Source organism: Synechococcus sp. Cu2B8-bc1011 (assembly GCF_047302735.1).
Taxonomy (GTDB): Bacteria; Cyanobacteriota; Cyanobacteriia; order PCC-6307; family Cyanobiaceae; genus Synechococcus_C.
Window position 1 is genome coordinate 901,335 of sequence record NZ_CP138915.1, and the last position, 15,789, is coordinate 917,123.

The following is a 15,789-nucleotide window of genomic DNA, read 5'->3' on the forward strand; positions in this document are numbered from 1 at the left end:
GGGATAGTGATTTGGTTTCGGATGTCTCAGTTATCCATCAAGCTGAGCGACAAGGCGGATGCTCTGATCGCGCAATTGCAGAAAGAGATCTTTAACCGTCGCCGTAAAAAGGTCACGGCAGCTGGTGTTGTGGAGACCTTGGTTGAAAGCGGCGCAAGGTCTCAGTCCGACAAGCGCTTTGCCACCTCTTGGGTCAATCTGATTGAAGACATTGAGAAGGCGGCCAAGTTGGCCAATGCGCATGGGAGCAAGCCCGCAGCCCTGACGGATGAGGAATGGGTGATGGTGTTGAGCCATCGCAATCGCCAAGTCTCCAAACCGCGTAAAGCCAGTAAAGCCAGTAAAGCCAGCAAAGCGGTGAAGGCCGAGAAGCCTGCTGCTGCTGCGCGCACCACGACCGCAACAAAAACGAAACGAGCTTCCTCCTCATCGCGGGTGGCCAAAGCTCGGGTGGCCAAGACAACGGAAACGTCTACCACCTCCTTGGCATCAGTCGGAAAGCCTCGTAAAGCGCGCCGTGCCCGTAAGTCGGTGACTGAGTCCACTTCAACGCGTTCCACGGCTGGCCGTATGGCGAAAGCGGCAGCACAGTTGGCTAGTAGCAGTGGGATCAAGTCTCCGGCTAGAAGCTAGGGCTCTTTCAGATCACCAAAGGCTGCATTGCCCTTGCTGCCTGAGCAGGTGATCGGCAAGAACCAAGGACACCATGGCTTCCACCATCGGAACGGCTCTTGGTAAGACGCAAGGGTCGTGGCGTCCTTTCGCTGAGAGCGTGGTCGCCTCACCTGCCGCGTTGATGGTCTGTTGCTCCTTGCGGATGGTGGCCGTTGGCTTGAAGGCCACTCGGATCACAATCGCTTCCCCATTGCTGATTCCTCCCTGAATGCCTCCGGAATAGTTGGTAGCCGTATGCAAGCTTCCATCCTGGGTGGGTAGGAAAGCATCGTTGTGGGCACTGCCCTTCAGCAGCGTTCCGGCAAAGCCCGATCCGATTTCAAAGCCTTTTGTGGCGGGCAGTGACATCACGGCTTTGGCGAGGTCAGCTTCTAACTTGTCGAAGACGGGCATCCCCAGCCCCGTGCTCGCTTGCCTCACCACGCACTCAATCACTCCGCCGCAGGAATCTCCCTCTTGGCCGATGGCTTCAATGCGTTGAATCATCTGTTCGGCCATTCCTGGATCAGGGCAGCGCACGATGTTGCTTTCCACTTGTTCCGGCGTGACTGAGCTGGGATCAACGCTCGCCTCGAGATCATGGATTCGCTTCACCCAAGCGATCACTTCGGTGCCATTGGCTTTCCTAAGAAGCTGCCTGGCGATCGCTCCCGCTGCTACCCGTCCAATCGTTTCCCGGGCCGAGGCTCTGCCGCCGCCGCTGCGGGCCTGGATGCCGTATTTCGCTTGATAGGTGGCATCGGCATGGGATGGGCGAAAGGCCACTTCCATGTCTTTGTAGTCCTGAGGGCGTTGGTCCTTGTTGCGCACCACCATCGCAATCGGTGTGCCCAGGGTTTCCCCATCCAGTAATCCGCTCAGGATCTCGACCTGGTCAGCTTCTTTCCTCGGTGTGGTGATGCGACTTTGACCCGGACGTCTGCGATCGAGGTCTGCCTGAATGGCTTCTAGATCTAATTTCAGCCTGGGCGGGCAGCCATCCACAATGACGCCCACGCCTCCACCATGGGATTCCCCAAAGGTGCTGATCCGAAACAGTTCCCCGAAGCTGCTGCCCATGCTGTCTCCCTGCTGGGATGAGCGTAATGAGTCGGCTTCACTGTTGAACTCTGATGCGTTCAGATCAGATCAGGATGCGCTCCCTTTGGGCGTTCGCTGTCTGGAAGATCTCTGAGCATGGTGAAATCTTCAAAGCTGAACCCAGGCCCAACACAACAACTCACCAGGCAGTAAGGACCTTCGGCTTTGGCGGCCTGCCAGTGATCCGCTGGAATGACTTGAACAGGGTTATGCATCGACAACACCTCTCGAGTGGCCTGATCAGCCTTGGGCTTAAGGCACCACAGACTGAGGGGTGCTCCTTGTAGATGGGTCCACACCTCATCGGCATGGCTCACCCTGTGCCAGCGACTGAGCGATCCTGAATCCAAGAGATACAAGATTGTGCTGATGCCACAGCGCTGTTGCTGATCAGGTCGAACCACAAGCACAGAGCTTCGATGCAGCTCGCGATACCAACCGCCCTCTGGATGGGGTTGCAGCTTCCATTCCTCTACCAGCTTTTCAACGACTTCTGAGGGGTTGCGTGTGTTCATACCATCCATTCTCCTCCTTTGTGATCGCCAGGCAGGCCAAGACAGAGCCCTCTGGCCTGGCCTCGATTAAGCCAATGCTCATGCTGCTGTCGCAGGACGTCTCGGTGGACATGCCATCAGTGGGCGATGGTGATGATGTCGTGGCGTTTTGTTGGTTGCTGCCTTAATGCTCCGTGTCTGGCCTGCTTCGGCAAGGTCTGCTTGTAAGCGTTCGGTGCAGCACAGCAACCTCGACCAGCTAGGGAGCTGATGGGCCACTGGAGCTGCCATCAATTCCTCAACTTTGGGACGTAACAAGGTTGCGAAGCTTTGGACAGCAAGCTCTTCGCTGTGTCGGCTGTAAGGCAGACGATTAATGGCTGAATCCAATCCAAACTGTTGGACACGGTCTTCGCCGACCCGTCGGAACAGCACTTCAAGGGTTGGAATTTGGTCTGGAGACAACATTCGACCTTCATGCTCCATGAGTCCACGAAGCACAGTGGCAAAAATTTCACCGGCCATGCGTTGCAATCCCTCTGAAGGAGCATTGCCCAATGTTTTGTGCTTGTGATCAAACAAGCCGAGATCCACTTGGGCGATGCGGCGAGGGGCCACATGGCGATACACCTCTGAAAGCAAACCAATTTCGAGTCCCCAGTCCGAAGGAATGCGCAAATTCATGGCCAGATCTCTGGTGAACGCGAACTCGCCGGCTAAGGGGTAGCGAAATGATTGGAGATAGCGCAAATAAGGCATCGGCCCAAAAATCTGCTCCAGGCTGGTGAGGAGTGGGCCTACAAAAAGGCGTGTTGCTCTCCCATGCAGAGATTGGGTCTCGAGCGAAAGACGGCTGTAAAACGCTTTCACATAAGCCACACCGAGAGAGGGGTCCAGCAACGGTCGCAGCATTCTTTGTGGGTACGCCGGTGAAAAGGTGCGGATGTCAGCATCAAAGAGACCAACGATCTCAGCGCTTCTGCAAGCCACACCAAGCCCTTGCCACACAGCCCAGCCTTTCCCAGGTGGTCCGGTCACATTGAGGCCAAGCGTCTGAAGGGACTGCAGTGATTCGGCAACGGCAGGACCATTCGTCCAGTGCACGCGTACCGGAAATGGCATGTCAGAGAAGAAGGCTTCCGCGGCGGCGACGTCGTCGCAGGTCTCCGCTGACAACGCGATCACGAGTTCTTCGAGGCCGCTTAGTTCTGCCAGCACCTCACGGATCAGTCCGAGCGCAGGACGGCTGAACTCTTCCATGAGGCACGGAATCAGCAAGGACGTTGGGCGTTGCCTCAGCTGACGACGAAAGTCTGGGAGGTCCAGCTTTCCGAGTCCGTAGTCATGAATCGTGGCGATTAATCCCTGCTGAAAATCCATGCGGTGATCAATGCGACAACAATTTGCGAAGCTCTGTTCCATACCTGATGCACTTGGCAAAGGCATGGTGTCGAAGCAGTTAATGGCGCATAAGTGGTTGCCATCGCTTCTGTCGGAGCTCTATGAACACCATTCTTCGGAGGATCTCAATCGGCTGTCGTCGCAATTGCTGCATTCCGAGCGGTCCGCGTCAGAGATTGCTGTTTCAGAGTCGCTCGATCTTGGGAGTGCAGATGCAACGGCAACGGCTGCGCGATGGGATTCCTCGAGTTGTGTGTTGATTGCCTATGCCGATACGGTGAGCGCCAATAACCAGCCTGGCCTCCGTTGTTTGCAGGCTCTTCTCCACGACCATTTCCATGGCCTCTCATCGGTCGTCCATGTGTTGCCCTTCTTGCGCTCCACCAGTGATGGAGGTTTTGCCGTTGCCAGCCATGAGGAGATTGAGCAACGCTTCGGCGATTGGAATGATCTGGCCGCGTTGGCTGATGGTCGCCAGTTGATGGCTGATCTGGTTCTCAATCACATTTCAGCGTCGCACCCTTGGGTGCGGGCTTTTCTGAAGGGAGAGGAACCTGGCGCGCGATGTGTGTTGGCTGCTGCTCCCCACCCTTGTTGGGACAATGTGGTGCGCCCGCGCAGTTCGGCGCTATTCACCACCCTCGCGACAGATCGGGGCCCAGAAACGGTCTGGACCACGTTCGGGCCCGATCAAGTGGATGTGAACTGGCGAGAGCCTGAGGTTTTGCTGGGGTTCACTCGCCTGCTCGATCTGTTTTGCAGTTATGGCATCCAATGGTTGCGCCTTGATGCCGTGGGGTTTGTCTGGAAACAACCTTTGAGTGAATGCATCCATCAGCCTCAAGCCCATCGATTGGTGCAAGTGTTGCGTCTTCTTTTGGAGTCTCGATGTCCTCAGGGAGTGGTGGTGACGGAGACGAATGTCCCCGAGCAGGAAAATCTGTCTTATTTGACCACTGGTTCTGAAGCGCATCTCGCCTACAACTTCCCCTTACCTCCTTTGGTCCTCGAGGCATGTCTCAGTCGTCGTGCAGATCTGCTGAATTCCTGGCTGGCGCGTTGGCCTCAGCTCCCTCAAGGGACAGGCCTGCTCAATTTCACGGCCTGTCATGACGGGATTGGTTTGCGGCCGCTTGAAGGGTTAATGGAATCCGATCGCTTGCTCCAGTTGCTGAAGCAATGCGAGCAGAGGGGTGGTTTGGTGAGTCACCGGCGCATGGCGGATGGACTGGACGTTCCCTATGAGATCAATATCAGCTGGTGGAGTGCCATGGCGGCTCCAGGGAGGGATCCATCACACCATCAACGAGCGCGTTTTGTGTTGACGCAATTGCTGCTGTTGACGTTGCCCGGTGTGCCTGCGTTTTACCTGCCGGCGTTACTGGCAACCCCTAATGACAATGCTCGATTTCGCCTCAGCGGTCATCGGCGCGACCTCAACCGTCCTCAATTTCAACTCGACCGTTTAGAGCGTTTGTTGGCTGATGTTGAAAGCGATCCCCGTCAGGTGGTGGAGTTACTGCAACAAGCAATGGCTGTCCGTCGTGGCCAGCCGGCGCTAGATCCCTTCTCCCCAATGACGGTCCTGAGCGAAGGACGCTCTGATGTAGTGATTCTGCAGAGGGGTGAAGGGGCAAGCACTCTGTTTGCCATTCACAATTTCAGTGATGTTCGCCTCAGTTTCCCTTTGAGCACCCTTGCTAACGCCACAGGGTCTGTTTGGCATGACGTGTTGAACGGGAATTCCTTTGTTGCGGGCCAAACGGCTCTCGACCTTGAGCCGTTTGCTGTGCATTGGTTGACTCGATGACGAAAACAGATGCTCTGTCCTCAACCCCCTGGTGGGTCGTCACCGATCTCGATGGGACTCTGATGGACCATGCCTACAACTGGGAGCCGGCACGGGAGGCGATCCGTGGCTTGCAGCTAAAGGGAATTCCTGTGATTCCCTGTACGAGCAAAACGGCGGTGGAGGTGAAAGATTTCAGGGCTGCAGTTGGGTTGAAGGACCCGTACATCGTTGAAAACGGAGGGGCTGTTCATGGGGAAACCAATGATGGTGAGCCATGGGAGCTTGTCCTCGGATGCGCTGTTGCTGAGCTTCGCCCGGTTTTGCTTGAGCTTGAGCAGTTGCTCAGTGAGCCGTTGCAACCTATTGATGCACTTTCGGATCAAGAGGCTCTCGACCTTCTTGGGTTGCAGGGCGAAGCGCTGCAGTTGGCTTGCGCGAGGCGTTGGAGTTTGCCCTTTGTGCCTCCTTCTTCATCAGCGCAGCAACGCTTGCCAGACCTCGCCAACCAACTTGGTTTCGCTGTTGTACAGGGCAACCGGATGGGGCACCTACTCGGCGCAGAGGTGAGCAAGGGGCGAGCGCTGGAGGTTTTAAAGCAGCGCAGTGGTGGTTCTCCAGTGCGGGTGCTCGCATTGGGTGACTCCCCCAATGATCAGCCCCTCCTTGAGGCTGGTGATCTCTCAGTTGTTGTGCCTGGTGCGAATGGTCCCCATCCGGTCTTCGCTGACGCCATTGCTCAAGGCCGCTACCAGTTGGCGCCTGCTTGCCATGCTCAGGGCTGGGCCGAGGCGGTCTTTCAGCACGTTCTCAATGAATCGTGCTGATCCTGACCATTGCAATCTTTCCCTCAAAGACCGTGTGAAGCTCCCTCCTAAACGGGAGCAGACTTGAACAAAGGAATGATCAAGTACGGATGACAGCGATTCAATGCCGATATACAGGTGACTTGCACTGCACGGCTCAGCACGGACCCTCGGGCACCGTCCTCAACACCGATGCACCAACTGATCATGATGGCCTTGGCGAAAGCTTTTCGCCGACTGACCTACTCGCGACAGCCCTTGGAACGTGCATCTTGACCATCATGGGCATCGCCGCACGGCGCCGCGGCTGGGACCTCGTGGACGCCAACGTCATCGTTGAAAAAACAATGACAAGCGAAGGACCGCGCCGCATTGAAAGCCTTCAAGCTCAGATCAGCCTCCCTGTTGCCCTTAGTCAGGAACAGAAGACCTTCTTGAAGCGTGTCGCGAATGATTGCCCAGTGAAACGAAACCTCGAGGCTTCAATCTCGATTGATTTGATCTGGAACGATGCAAGTTCTACGTCTCTCTAGTTAATTTAGTAAAGGCATTCAGGCCAGGAGATTGTGATAAGACTTCAATTCCTTCCGATTGGCGTCTCTCTCGAAACAGCGTATTTCCAATCTTTTGATGCGGGTGTGTTTAAAACCAATGGGAAACAGATGTTGTGATTGACCGGGATGCAGCTATGTCACCACTCGATGCGAATGAATTGAGCAGTAGTCCTTTTACCAGCATCAAGTGGATCCCGATTTGCTGCTCGAGGGACAGCTCATCTTCCTTGTCGCTCGGCTAATCATTGGTCAGTGTGTCGCAGAGCTTGTGCCTGATGGGGGCTGATTCGATCCGAGGCCTCGAGTACATGGCTGATGGTGTCGAGGGTGAGCACGGCTTGCAGCTTCACTCCGTGGCTCTGTAAACGCTGCTTGGCGCGGAGATCATGGATTCCACCATGGTCTAGAAACACCACCACATCACGCACGTTCAAGCCAGATGATTCGAGCTTCCCGATTCCTTCCATCACGCTTCCGCCGGTAATCAAAATGTCATCGACCACGGCCACGGTCTCCCCCTTCTTGAACTCTCCTTCCACCATTCGCCGGGTTCCATGGGCCTTCACTTCTTTTCTTGGGTAAATCAGTGGCTTATGCAATTGCAATGACAAGCCCGTAGCCGTGGGTAAAGATCCATAAGGAATCCCTGCAATGCGGTCGAATCGCAAGGGCCTTAGCACCTGGGCATAGCAATCGAGAACGCGATGGAAAAGAGCGGGATCAGAAATGATCTGACGAAGATCAACGTAATAGTTGAAAATTTCACCGCTTGCTTGCTTAAATTCCCCGAATAGAAGGCAGCGGATATCGTACAAATCGATCACAAGATCCCAAAGATCTTGATCGATTGGCGTCACTCCATCTTTCCTGCCCGTCGTGATGGAGTCATCCTGATTGGATTGATCCGAGTGGGGCCAGATTCTGCATTGTTCTGGATGGATTGCATCAGTCTGTGCTCTTTCTTGGAGATGTTGGTCGCGAATTCGATTAATCCTTCCTTTGAGTGTTGCGGCCTGTTCATTGATTTTGTTCCCGTTCAGCAAATTTTGAGGAAGTGGGATCAACAATCCATCTCCCATCTTGTTTAAGCCGTTTTTGAGCAGACATTGCAAATTCCCTTCCTCACCCCAGAGTGAGCGGAGCATGACAAATCGTTCGGGTGCTGCTTGTCGCACATCAGCCAATATTGCTGGGTTGCTGGTGCCGACTTCAAGCAACAGTTGTTCTGGCGTCCCCCAGCTTTGGCTTTCTCGCACCACTTTTAAATAGAAAGGATTGTGGTCATCGGGATGATGTTGAAGATCGCGCGCAGCAGGATTGGAGCTATGGCAATTAATGAAGACTCCTTTCCCTGGATATAAAAGGAAAGGAGCTGCAATGTCTTGACCAGCAAAAGGATTGAGTGTTACGGCGTCGGCATGCAGGGATTGGAACAGGTAGGCAGCGATAGCGCTCGAGCTATTGAGATCTCCATGCTTGATATCGATAATGAGCGGCACGTCTGGAGGCAGCAGTTCACGCACCTCCAACAGCAGCTCCACACCAGCAGAACCCATCGCTTGATAGAAGCCGAGGCTTGGTTTGTAGGCGCAAACATGATCAGCCGTCTCTTCGATGACGGACTTGCACCATGAACGGGCTTGGCTGAGCAGTGATCTGCCGTTGAGTCCGCGCAGGTCTGCCCAGCTGCGCAGCATTTCAGGATTGGGATCAAGGCCCGTCACCAGCAGCGACTTCCGACTGCTCATCGCATCGGTGAGTGCCGTGAAAAAGCCCATGGCTCTGGGGATTGATTCCTCTAGAATGGACTTTGGCTGGATTGTTCGTGACTCTGATCCATCAAATGAAGTATTTAAGGGTCGGATCGGTGTCGATAGCGTGGATTGGTCTGGATGGTTCAGATCCGCATGGTCAACAAATCCAGTAAGTTGATTTCCTTTTTGATCTCATTGATTCACGGCTCGTTATGGCAGGCGACCGATTAAGTCTTGCTCATGAAGGTGGATGATTTGATTCCCCGCTGCATCACTATTAGCCTGGACAGTAAGCATCCAAGAGTTGTAAGTAGAACGGCAAGATTCATTGGTAATGGATGTAAATTGTTGGAATTTGCGTACAGTGTGATGAATATCGATAGCATTAATCCCCAGAAGAAAGAGAGTTCGGCGTAGAAGTCGTGCCGAAGGGTCGGATGGCTTGCGTCGGCTCGAATCACATCACGAAGAATGGCTCCGCCCGCTCCAGTCATGGCACTGAAGATTGGCCCCCAGAGGATCAAGGGATTGCATTTCTCCTCAACGGCCACGATGACACCCACAACGGTAAAAGCTGATAAGCCGAGGGCATCCAAAACTTGAACGGTTTTTTCTCCAAAGTGAAGTTTTTCCAGCATTCTGGGCAAACCGCGTAGCTTCGTAAGCCTTGCCAAAAAGTGACTGATCAGCACGAGTGCAATCACAATGATTAGGTTGTGAGTGGATTGAAGGACTGCTGGTTGGTCTCGATTTGCAATCAAATCCCTGATGATTCCACCGCCAAAGGCGGGAAGACTTGCAAGTACGAGTGCGCCAAATAGGCTGAAGCGATCGCGTCGTGCCAATAAGATTCCGGAAAAAGCAAAGGCTGCCGTTCCAATCGTTTCTAGGGCGAAAAACCATGGCTGGCCTGCTGTCATGGCCAATAAAGAAGGGAAGAGATAATCGCGAACGATTTGGTTGTAACGTCCATCATCTTTAAGTTTTTGCATCGCTTGATCAAATGCGGCAACGAGTGCAGGTGATGTGGTACGACGACTAAAAAGAGCCACAATTGGACCTGAGAAGATGTGTTCTTTACCGGCAATTAGATCTCGACTGAGAGATTCTTCCCAAATTAAAGTGCTCCCTACTAGGCGATCGATGGCAACTAAATCAACCTTTCCGTTCGCCAGGTTCTGTAGATTCTCGATGTCTGTTTTCACTGATGTCCATCGATCTTGATTGGATGGATTCTTGAGGAAGCTATCGATGGCATCTCCGTAGTAATACCCAGATACAACACCTATTCGAAGTTTGCTTGAGGGGAATGATTGCTTAAACTCATCAGGCTGAAGCATGGCGATTGCGCTCGATTCCGATCGTCGACTGATCAAAACGATGTCTTCGTTTCGATAAGGGGCTGAAAAGTAGGCATAGCGCTCTCGGTCTGGCGTGATAAAGGCTCCTCCTGCTACATCACGCATTCCTTCACTGATGTCTTGTTGATGGACCTTCCAGTCCACCTGAGGAAGTTTGAGTGTTAGCCCCAATTCCTCCTCAAAAACCTCTTTCAGCAGCTGAACATCTAGGCCGGTGAGTTGGAGTCGGTCATTACTATTTTTTTCAAGATATTGATAGGGCTTCCAGGGGTACCAGCCCCCCTGGATGACGTTCTTTCCCGAGGCAGAAACAGACGCCGACAAGCTCATGATCAGAACCATTGACGCCACTGCGATGGCGAATGTCTTGAGCTTCACGGATCCTTTTGTCTTGATTTTAATGCTGCTCGAATTTGGATCAATGTCATCATCCAACAAGTCAACAGGACTGATCCAAGCCACAAAAAAGCCCCCGCCGAAAGGCGGGGGCTTCCTCGTTCAGTTGACCTGAACTTGGATTGGGTTCCGGATCAACCGATGGCAGGTGCCTGAAGAGCCACAGGTGTGGACTCAGCAGCAGCCAGGTCGAGGGGGAAGTTATGAGCGTTGCGCTCGTGCATCACTTCCATGCCAAGACCAGCTCTGTTAAGAACGTCGGCCCAGGTGTTCAGGACGCGGCCCTGACCATCAAGGATCGACTGGTTGAAGTTGAAGCCGTTCAGGTTGAAGGCCATGGTTGACACGCCAAGGGCGGTGAACCAGATGCCGACCACAGGCCAGGCTGCAAGGAAGAAGTGCAGGCTACGGCTGTTGTTGAAGGAGGCGTATTGGAAGATCAGGCGACCGAAGTAGCCGTGAGCAGCCACGATGTTGTACGTCTCTTCTTCTTGGCCGAACTTGTAGCCATAGTTCTGGGACTCGGTCTCGGTGGTTTCACGCACCAAGGAGGAGGTCACCAGTGAGCCGTGCATGGCGGAGAACAGTGAACCACCGAAAACACCAGCCACTCCCAGCATGTGGAAGGGGTGCATCAGGATGTTGTGCTCAGCCTGGAACACCAACATGTAGTTGAAGGTTCCAGAGATGCCCAAAGGCATGGCGTCAGAGAACGAACCCTGACCGAAGGGGTAGACCAGGAACACTGCAGATGCAGCAGCAACAGGTGCGCTGTAAGCAACACAGATCCAAGGGCGCATGCCCAAGCGGTAGGAGAGTTCCCACTCACGTCCCATATAGGCGTAGATGCCGATCAGGAAGTGGAACACAACCAGCTGGAAAGGACCGCCGTTGTAGAGCCACTCGTCGAGTGAGGCAGCTTCCCAGATGGGGTAGAAGTGCAAGCCAATGGCGTTGCTGGAAGGAACAACAGCACCAGAAATGATGTTGTTGCCATACATCAGTGAACCTGCAACAGGCTCGCGGATGCCGTCGATATCAACCGGAGGTGCGGCGATGAAAGCGACGATGAAGCAGGTGGTAGCGGCAAGCAGGGTGGGGATCATCAACACACCGAACCAACCGACATACAGACGGTTGTTGGTGGAGGTGACCCACTCACAGAACTGCTGCCAGCCATTAGCGCCGGAGCGCTGCTGGATGGTGGTAGTCATGAGAACGGAAAAGAAGGTCTCGCAAGGAGACGGTTACGGAAGGGCAGGATGCCCTGCCACACGCAATGTAAAGCAAGATTGCGCTTTGTAAGCGCTTGTTCATGAAGTAATTGTGAAGCCGGGGCCGGGCGCTGCGGCGGATGCAGTTGTTAGCGTCCGCAGATGACCAACGCAGCGCCAATAGCGACTTCAAGCTCAGCAGCCGAAAGGGTCCTGTTTGTGCGCTTGCCATGCAATCCGATCTTTCCGATTGGCCCGATTTATCTGGCTGATCACCTGCACAAGTGTTTCCCGAACTTGCCCCAGCGCATTCTTGATCTGGCCGCACTTCCTGTCTTGGATGTTGAGGGCGTTTTGCTCAACGTGGTGGATCAGTTTCGCCCCACGCTGTTGGTGTTCTCCTGGAGGGACATTCAGATTTATGCCCCTGTGGATGGTCGGGGTGGAAACCCGCTTCAAAACTCATTTGAAGTGTTCTACGCACGCAACCCTCTCAAGCGCGTCAAAGGTGCCTTGGGTGGATTGCGCTTAATGACGAGTCATTACGGCGAACTGCATCGCAATCAGAAATTGGTGCGCCATGGTTTGAAACGCGCGCGTCGCCATCGTCCCGAGGCCCGTGCTGTCCTCGGAGGAGGGGCAGTCAGCGTTTTTTACGAACAGCTGGGCCGATCCTTGCCCAAGGGCACGATCATCTCAATTGGCGAGGGTGAGCCCCTTCTCGAAAAGCTCCTGGCCCAACAACCGCTAGATGGCGAGCGATGTTTCGTTGTGGGAGACCCTCCTCGCCCGGGTTTGATCCATGAGCAACCCGAGAGCAGGCCGAAGACAGCGTGTGATTACAACTACATCTCTTCGATCTGGCCACAACTCGATTGGTATTTGGAGGGTGGTGACTTTTACGTAGGCGTTCAGACCAAGCGAGGGTGCCCACACAACTGTTGTTATTGCGTCTACACCGTTGTGGAAGGCAAGCAAGTGCGGGTCAATCCCGTGCAGGAGGTTGTCGCTGAGATGCGGCAGCTTTACGACCGGGGAGTCCGGGGCTTTTGGTTCACGGATGCTCAGTTCATCCCCGCTCGCAAATACATCGAGGATGCAAAAGAGCTGTTGCGTGCGATCAAGGCTGAAGGCCTAACGGGGATTCGTTGGGCGGCCTACATCCGGGCCGACAACTTGGATCCTGAGTTGGCTCAGTTGATGGTTGAGACGGGCATGAGTTATTTCGAAATTGGGATTACGTCAGGGTCCCAGGAGCTCGTGCGCAAAATGCGAATGGGCTACAACCTTCGCACTGTTTTGGACAGTTGCCGCATGCTTGCCGAGGCGGGCTTCGATGACCACGTGTCCGTGAATTACTCCTTCAACGTGATTGATGAAAGGCCGGAAACGATTCGACAAACCGTGGCGTATCACCGTGAGCTTGAAGCGATTTTTGGTAAAGATCGAGTCGAGCCTGCCATTTTCTTCATCGGCTTACAGCCGCATACGCATCTCGAGCAATACGGCTTCGATCAAGGCCTGATTAAGCCTGGCTACAACCCGATGAGCATGATGCCGTGGACGGCACGCAAACTTCTCTGGAATCCTGAGCCGATGGGCAGCACGTTTGGTCGGGTTTGCCTGGAAGCGTTCGATCGCGATCCCAGTCGTTTTGGCAAAACGGTGATGGACCTTCTGGAGAGGGATTACGGAGTTGTGCCCCTCGACCAAGCTCTTCGTGCTCCTGTTCAGGGACGAGCCGCTTTAGCCAAGGCCGTCAGCTGAAACCTAAGTAACGCTGCGAAGCAAGCAATTCCCACCATGCCTCCAAGGGGATTGTCTCCAGGGCCTGTTAGCCAAAACGGAGATTGAGGAGACCACTGAATTAAGCCGGACTGAAGCGCAAACCACCCGCCAACCAATCCTCCATGCAGCCCGATGCATCCCCACAGTGAACCACCGTCGAGTTGCCGACGCGTCGCAAGGGCCATCCCAAGTAGGAATAAACCAATTAATAGGCTCAGCATCGGCCAAAATCCCAAATTGAATCGGGTGTGCACCAGGCTGAAAATCACCGCTTGTGCGGGAACCGCTCGCTTCGTACCAATGAGCAGATTGAGCTCTCCCAAGAGCCAGCCTCTGAATAGCAGCTCTTCGATCAGCCCAACGCCAAAGCAAAGAAGTAGGGCGTTGATCAGCTTGGCAGCACTGAAATCGCCCAGCCATTGCCCCCATTGACCTCCCAAGCTGATCAAGCAAATGATCAGTAACAGTGAAGCGGCCCATCCCAGGCCGTTCAGAAGAGAGCGGCAACTGCTCGGCCCACGCGCTGCAGCCTTCAGTCCAAGTTGTCTCCATGGGTGACGCGTTTCCCAGCGGGTGCGCGTCCAGCTGGGCAGGATCAGCAGAAACAACAACACACTGATGCCCGTCCCGATCAAGTCTTGAGAAGGGATCGTTCCTCCTGGAACCAGAAGGCTGATGGGTTGCAACACCAACCAACCCACTCCATAAAGGACAGGAATGAGAGTGACAGTGGGGACCCAGCGTGGTTTCAGCGTGAACCAGGATGTCCTCAACGCTGTGAAAGAGGTTGGTCTCAGCTTTCTGGTTCGATGGTGCTGGTCAGTCCCTTGTTCTTCAGGGTTTCGCAATAGAACTCAGCGGGTTCAATGTCGCAAACGATCACGAGACCGACCCCCGTGTTGTGGGTTTCCAGCATCACGGCCATTGCATCCTGTTCACTGAGCTGGGGAACCACCTGCTGAAGGGTGACAACGACGTACTCCATGCTGTTGACAGGGTCGTTGTGAAGCAAAACCTTGTAGCGGGGCGATGTCTTGCGCACCCGCTCGGTCTGCTTATCAAGAACCGCAGCCCCACCGGGGCTACGGCTGGGTGTGTCCACCATTGCGACTGAATCCCATTAATCCCAATCTAGGAGTGATCAGGTCAAAGGTTGCGAATGCGGGCCATGGCTTCGTCGACATTGCGACGGCTGTTGAAAGCGGATAAGCGGAAATAGCCTTCTCCTGCAGCACCGAAGCCACTACCTGGAGTTCCCACCACGTTGGCCTTCTGAAGGAGGTGATCGAAAAAGCTCCAGGAGTCCATGCCTGAAGGGGTTTTTAGCCACACATAAGGGGCGTGCTCTCCTCCATGCACTTCGATGCCTGCAGCGCTGAGCTCGCGCCGGATGATGGAGGCGTTCTCCATGTAGAAGCTCACGAGCGCCTTCACTTCCTGTTTCCCTGCGTCGGAGTACACCGCTTCTGCGCCACGCTGAATGATGTAGCTCACACCGTTGAACTTGGTGCTCTGACGACGGTTCCAAAGCCCCCAAAGCTCCACGTCTGAACCATCGTCAGCTTTGCCCTTCAGCCCTTTTGGGACGACGGTTAAGGCGCAGCGCGTGCCTGTGAATCCTGCGTTTTTTGAAAAGGAGCGGAATTCGATCGCACAGTCGCGAGCGCCCTCGATCTCATAAATGGAGTGGGGCAGCTCGGGATCCTGAATGAAGGCTTCATAAGCGGCATCAAAAAGGATTAAGGCCTTGTTGGCACAGGCGTAGTCCACCCATGCTTTGAGTTGCGCCTTCGTGGCGACAGCACCGGTTGGGTTGTTGGGATAACAGAGATAAATCAGGTCAACAGGTTCACTGGGAATCTGCGCTGAAAACCCGTTATCGGCGCTAATCGGCAGGTAGGTGAGGCCGCCGTAACGACCGTCATCACCAGCCTCGCCTGTGCGGCCAGCCATCACATTGCTGTCGACATAGACCGGATACACCGGATCGGTGACTGCAATGCGATTGCCGCTCCCAAGGATGTCGAGAATATTGCTGCTATCGCATTTGGAGCCATCCGAGACAAAGATCTCCTCTGCGCTGATCTCACAGCCCCTGGCTTGGAAGTCATCGCGGGCAATCGCTTCGCGAAGCCAGGCATAGCCCTGTTCAGGTCCGTAGCCGTGGAATCCTTCTGCTGTCCCCATCTCGTCGATGGCTGATTTCATGGCGTCCCGACAGGCCAGAGGCAGCGGCTCTGTCACGTCTCCGATGCCAAGACGAATCAGCTGGGCCTCGGGGTTGGCGCTACTGAAGGCCTTCACCCTGCGGCCAATCTCCGGGAACAGATAACCCGCTTTGAGTTTCAGGTAATTGCCGTTGACCTTGACCACGAATGACTGGGGTTGCTGCGGGCATCCTGCTACATACGATGAAAGAAGCAGGGCCTGGTGGTCGTGATTGTCGCCCCGTCCCACACGAAACAGGATCCTGATCC

The 15,789-nt window shown here is 54.5% G+C and carries 14 protein-coding genes; 5 read left to right on the forward strand and 9 right to left on the reverse strand.

All coding sequences use genetic code 11. The features are described from left to right. Window positions 1-21: 21 nt before the first annotated feature. Window positions 22-633: a hypothetical protein gene (locus SIC18_RS04600; protein ID WP_413430291.1), complete on the forward strand. Its 612-nt coding sequence runs from the start codon at window positions 22-24 to the stop codon at window positions 631-633. Between the two features lie 12 nt (window positions 634-645). Here SIC18_RS04600 and aroC read toward each other — a convergent pair whose 3' ends face one another. From aroC to SIC18_RS04615, 3 genes are all read right to left on the reverse strand, one after another. Beyond that, entirely contained in the window at window positions 646-1,734 is a 1,089-nt protein-coding gene (aroC, locus tag SIC18_RS04605; protein ID WP_413430292.1) for a chorismate synthase, read from the reverse strand. Between the two features lie 59 nt (window positions 1,735-1,793). Then, window positions 1,794-2,270 (reverse strand): cupin domain-containing protein, encoded by a 477-nt coding sequence (locus tag SIC18_RS04610; protein WP_413430293.1) that lies wholly within the window; start codon window positions 2,268-2,270, stop codon window positions 1,794-1,796. A 78-nt stretch (window positions 2,271-2,348) separates the two neighbouring features. Further along, window positions 2,349-3,629, reverse strand: a complete 1,281-nt coding sequence (locus SIC18_RS04615; protein ID WP_048347857.1) for a glycosyl transferase — start codon at window positions 3,627-3,629, stop codon at window positions 2,349-2,351. Window positions 3,630-3,639: 10 nt separating this feature from the next. On the opposite strand from SIC18_RS04615, the gene SIC18_RS04620 reads away from it, so the two are divergent. The 3 genes from SIC18_RS04620 (at window position 3,640) to SIC18_RS04630 (ending at window position 6,778) form a co-directional block, all read left to right on the forward strand. Further along, a complete protein-coding gene (locus SIC18_RS04620) occupies window positions 3,640-5,460 on the forward strand; it encodes an alpha-amylase family glycosyl hydrolase (RefSeq protein ID WP_413430294.1) in 1,821 nt (606 codons plus the stop codon). Next, window positions 5,457-6,266, forward strand: coding sequence for an HAD-IIB family hydrolase (locus SIC18_RS04625; RefSeq protein WP_048347858.1), 810 nt, complete (start codon window positions 5,457-5,459; stop codon window positions 6,264-6,266). Before SIC18_RS04620 ends, SIC18_RS04625 begins: the two co-directional genes overlap by 4 nt. Window positions 6,267-6,355: 89 nt before the next feature. Further along, a complete protein-coding gene (locus SIC18_RS04630) occupies window positions 6,356-6,778 on the forward strand; it encodes an OsmC family protein (RefSeq protein ID WP_413430295.1) in 423 nt (140 codons plus the stop codon). Window positions 6,779-7,041: 263 nt separating this feature from the next. On the opposite strand, the gene SIC18_RS04635 is transcribed toward SIC18_RS04630, so the two are convergent. The 3 genes from SIC18_RS04635 to psbA form a co-directional block, all read right to left on the reverse strand. After that, window positions 7,042-8,577 (reverse strand): bifunctional orotidine-5'-phosphate decarboxylase/orotate phosphoribosyltransferase, encoded by a 1,536-nt coding sequence (locus SIC18_RS04635; RefSeq protein ID WP_413430296.1) that lies wholly within the window; start codon window positions 8,575-8,577, stop codon window positions 7,042-7,044. A 203-nt stretch (window positions 8,578-8,780) separates the two neighbouring features. Beyond that, a complete protein-coding gene (locus SIC18_RS04640) occupies window positions 8,781-10,292 on the reverse strand; it encodes a TRIC cation channel family protein (RefSeq protein WP_413430297.1) in 1,512 nt (503 codons plus the stop codon). 152 nt (window positions 10,293-10,444) lie between these two features. After that, entirely contained in the window at window positions 10,445-11,524 is a 1,080-nt protein-coding gene (gene psbA, locus SIC18_RS04645) for a photosystem II q(b) protein (protein ID WP_006854385.1), read from the reverse strand. A gap of 162 nt (window positions 11,525-11,686) precedes the next feature. On the opposite strand from psbA, the gene SIC18_RS04650 reads away from it, so the two are divergent. Next, on the forward strand, window positions 11,687-13,291 hold the full coding sequence (locus tag SIC18_RS04650; RefSeq protein WP_413430298.1) for a photosystem II high light acclimation radical SAM protein: 1,605 nt from the start codon (window positions 11,687-11,689) through the stop codon (window positions 13,289-13,291). On the opposite strand, the gene SIC18_RS04655 is transcribed toward SIC18_RS04650, so the two are convergent. The 3 genes from SIC18_RS04655 to SIC18_RS04665 are packed head-to-tail and all read right to left on the reverse strand — an operon-like array spanning window position 13,255 to window position 15,685. Next, the gene (locus SIC18_RS04655; protein ID WP_413430299.1) at window positions 13,255-14,085 is read right to left on the reverse strand and encodes a CPBP family intramembrane glutamic endopeptidase; all 831 of its coding nucleotides are present in this window, start codon (window positions 14,083-14,085) and stop codon (window positions 13,255-13,257) included. The genes SIC18_RS04650 and SIC18_RS04655 overlap by 37 nt on opposite strands. A gap of 20 nt (window positions 14,086-14,105) precedes the next feature. Beyond that, complete coding sequence (gene clpS / locus SIC18_RS04660; RefSeq protein WP_048347862.1) at window positions 14,106-14,417, reverse strand: ATP-dependent Clp protease adapter ClpS; 312 nt, start codon at window positions 14,415-14,417, stop codon at window positions 14,106-14,108. 41 nt (window positions 14,418-14,458) lie between these two features. Beyond that, entirely contained in the window at window positions 14,459-15,685 is a 1,227-nt protein-coding gene (locus SIC18_RS04665; RefSeq protein WP_048347863.1) for an LL-diaminopimelate aminotransferase, read from the reverse strand. Window positions 15,686-15,789: the final 104 nt, after the last annotated feature.

Excerpts from the sequence above, each read along its gene's own strand:
- clpS (WP_048347862.1), bottom strand. The coding sequence starts at position 14,417 with ATGGTGGACACACCCAGCCGTAGCCCCGGTGGGGCTGCGGTTCTTGAT.
- SIC18_RS04610 (WP_413430293.1), bottom strand. The coding sequence starts at position 2,270 with ATGAACACACGCAACCCCTCAGAAGTCGTTGAAAAGCTGGTAGAGGAA.
- SIC18_RS04630 (WP_413430295.1), top strand. The coding sequence starts at position 6,356 with ATGACAGCGATTCAATGCCGATATACAGGTGACTTGCACTGCACGGCT.
- aroC (WP_413430292.1), bottom strand. The coding sequence starts at position 1,734 with ATGGGCAGCAGCTTCGGGGAACTGTTTCGGATCAGCACCTTTGGGGAA.
- SIC18_RS04620 (WP_413430294.1), top strand. The coding sequence starts at position 3,640 with ATGCGACAACAATTTGCGAAGCTCTGTTCCATACCTGATGCACTTGGC.
- SIC18_RS04635 (WP_413430296.1), bottom strand. The coding sequence starts at position 8,577 with ATGGGCTTTTTCACGGCACTCACCGATGCGATGAGCAGTCGGAAGTCG.
- SIC18_RS04600 (WP_413430291.1), top strand. The coding sequence starts at position 22 with ATGTCTCAGTTATCCATCAAGCTGAGCGACAAGGCGGATGCTCTGATC.
- psbA (WP_006854385.1), bottom strand. The coding sequence starts at position 11,524 with ATGACTACCACCATCCAGCAGCGCTCCGGCGCTAATGGCTGGCAGCAG.
- SIC18_RS04650 (WP_413430298.1), top strand. The coding sequence starts at position 11,687 with ATGACCAACGCAGCGCCAATAGCGACTTCAAGCTCAGCAGCCGAAAGG.
- SIC18_RS04625 (WP_048347858.1), top strand. The coding sequence starts at position 5,457 with ATGACGAAAACAGATGCTCTGTCCTCAACCCCCTGGTGGGTCGTCACC.
- SIC18_RS04615 (WP_048347857.1), bottom strand. The coding sequence starts at position 3,629 with ATGGATTTTCAGCAGGGATTAATCGCCACGATTCATGACTACGGACTC.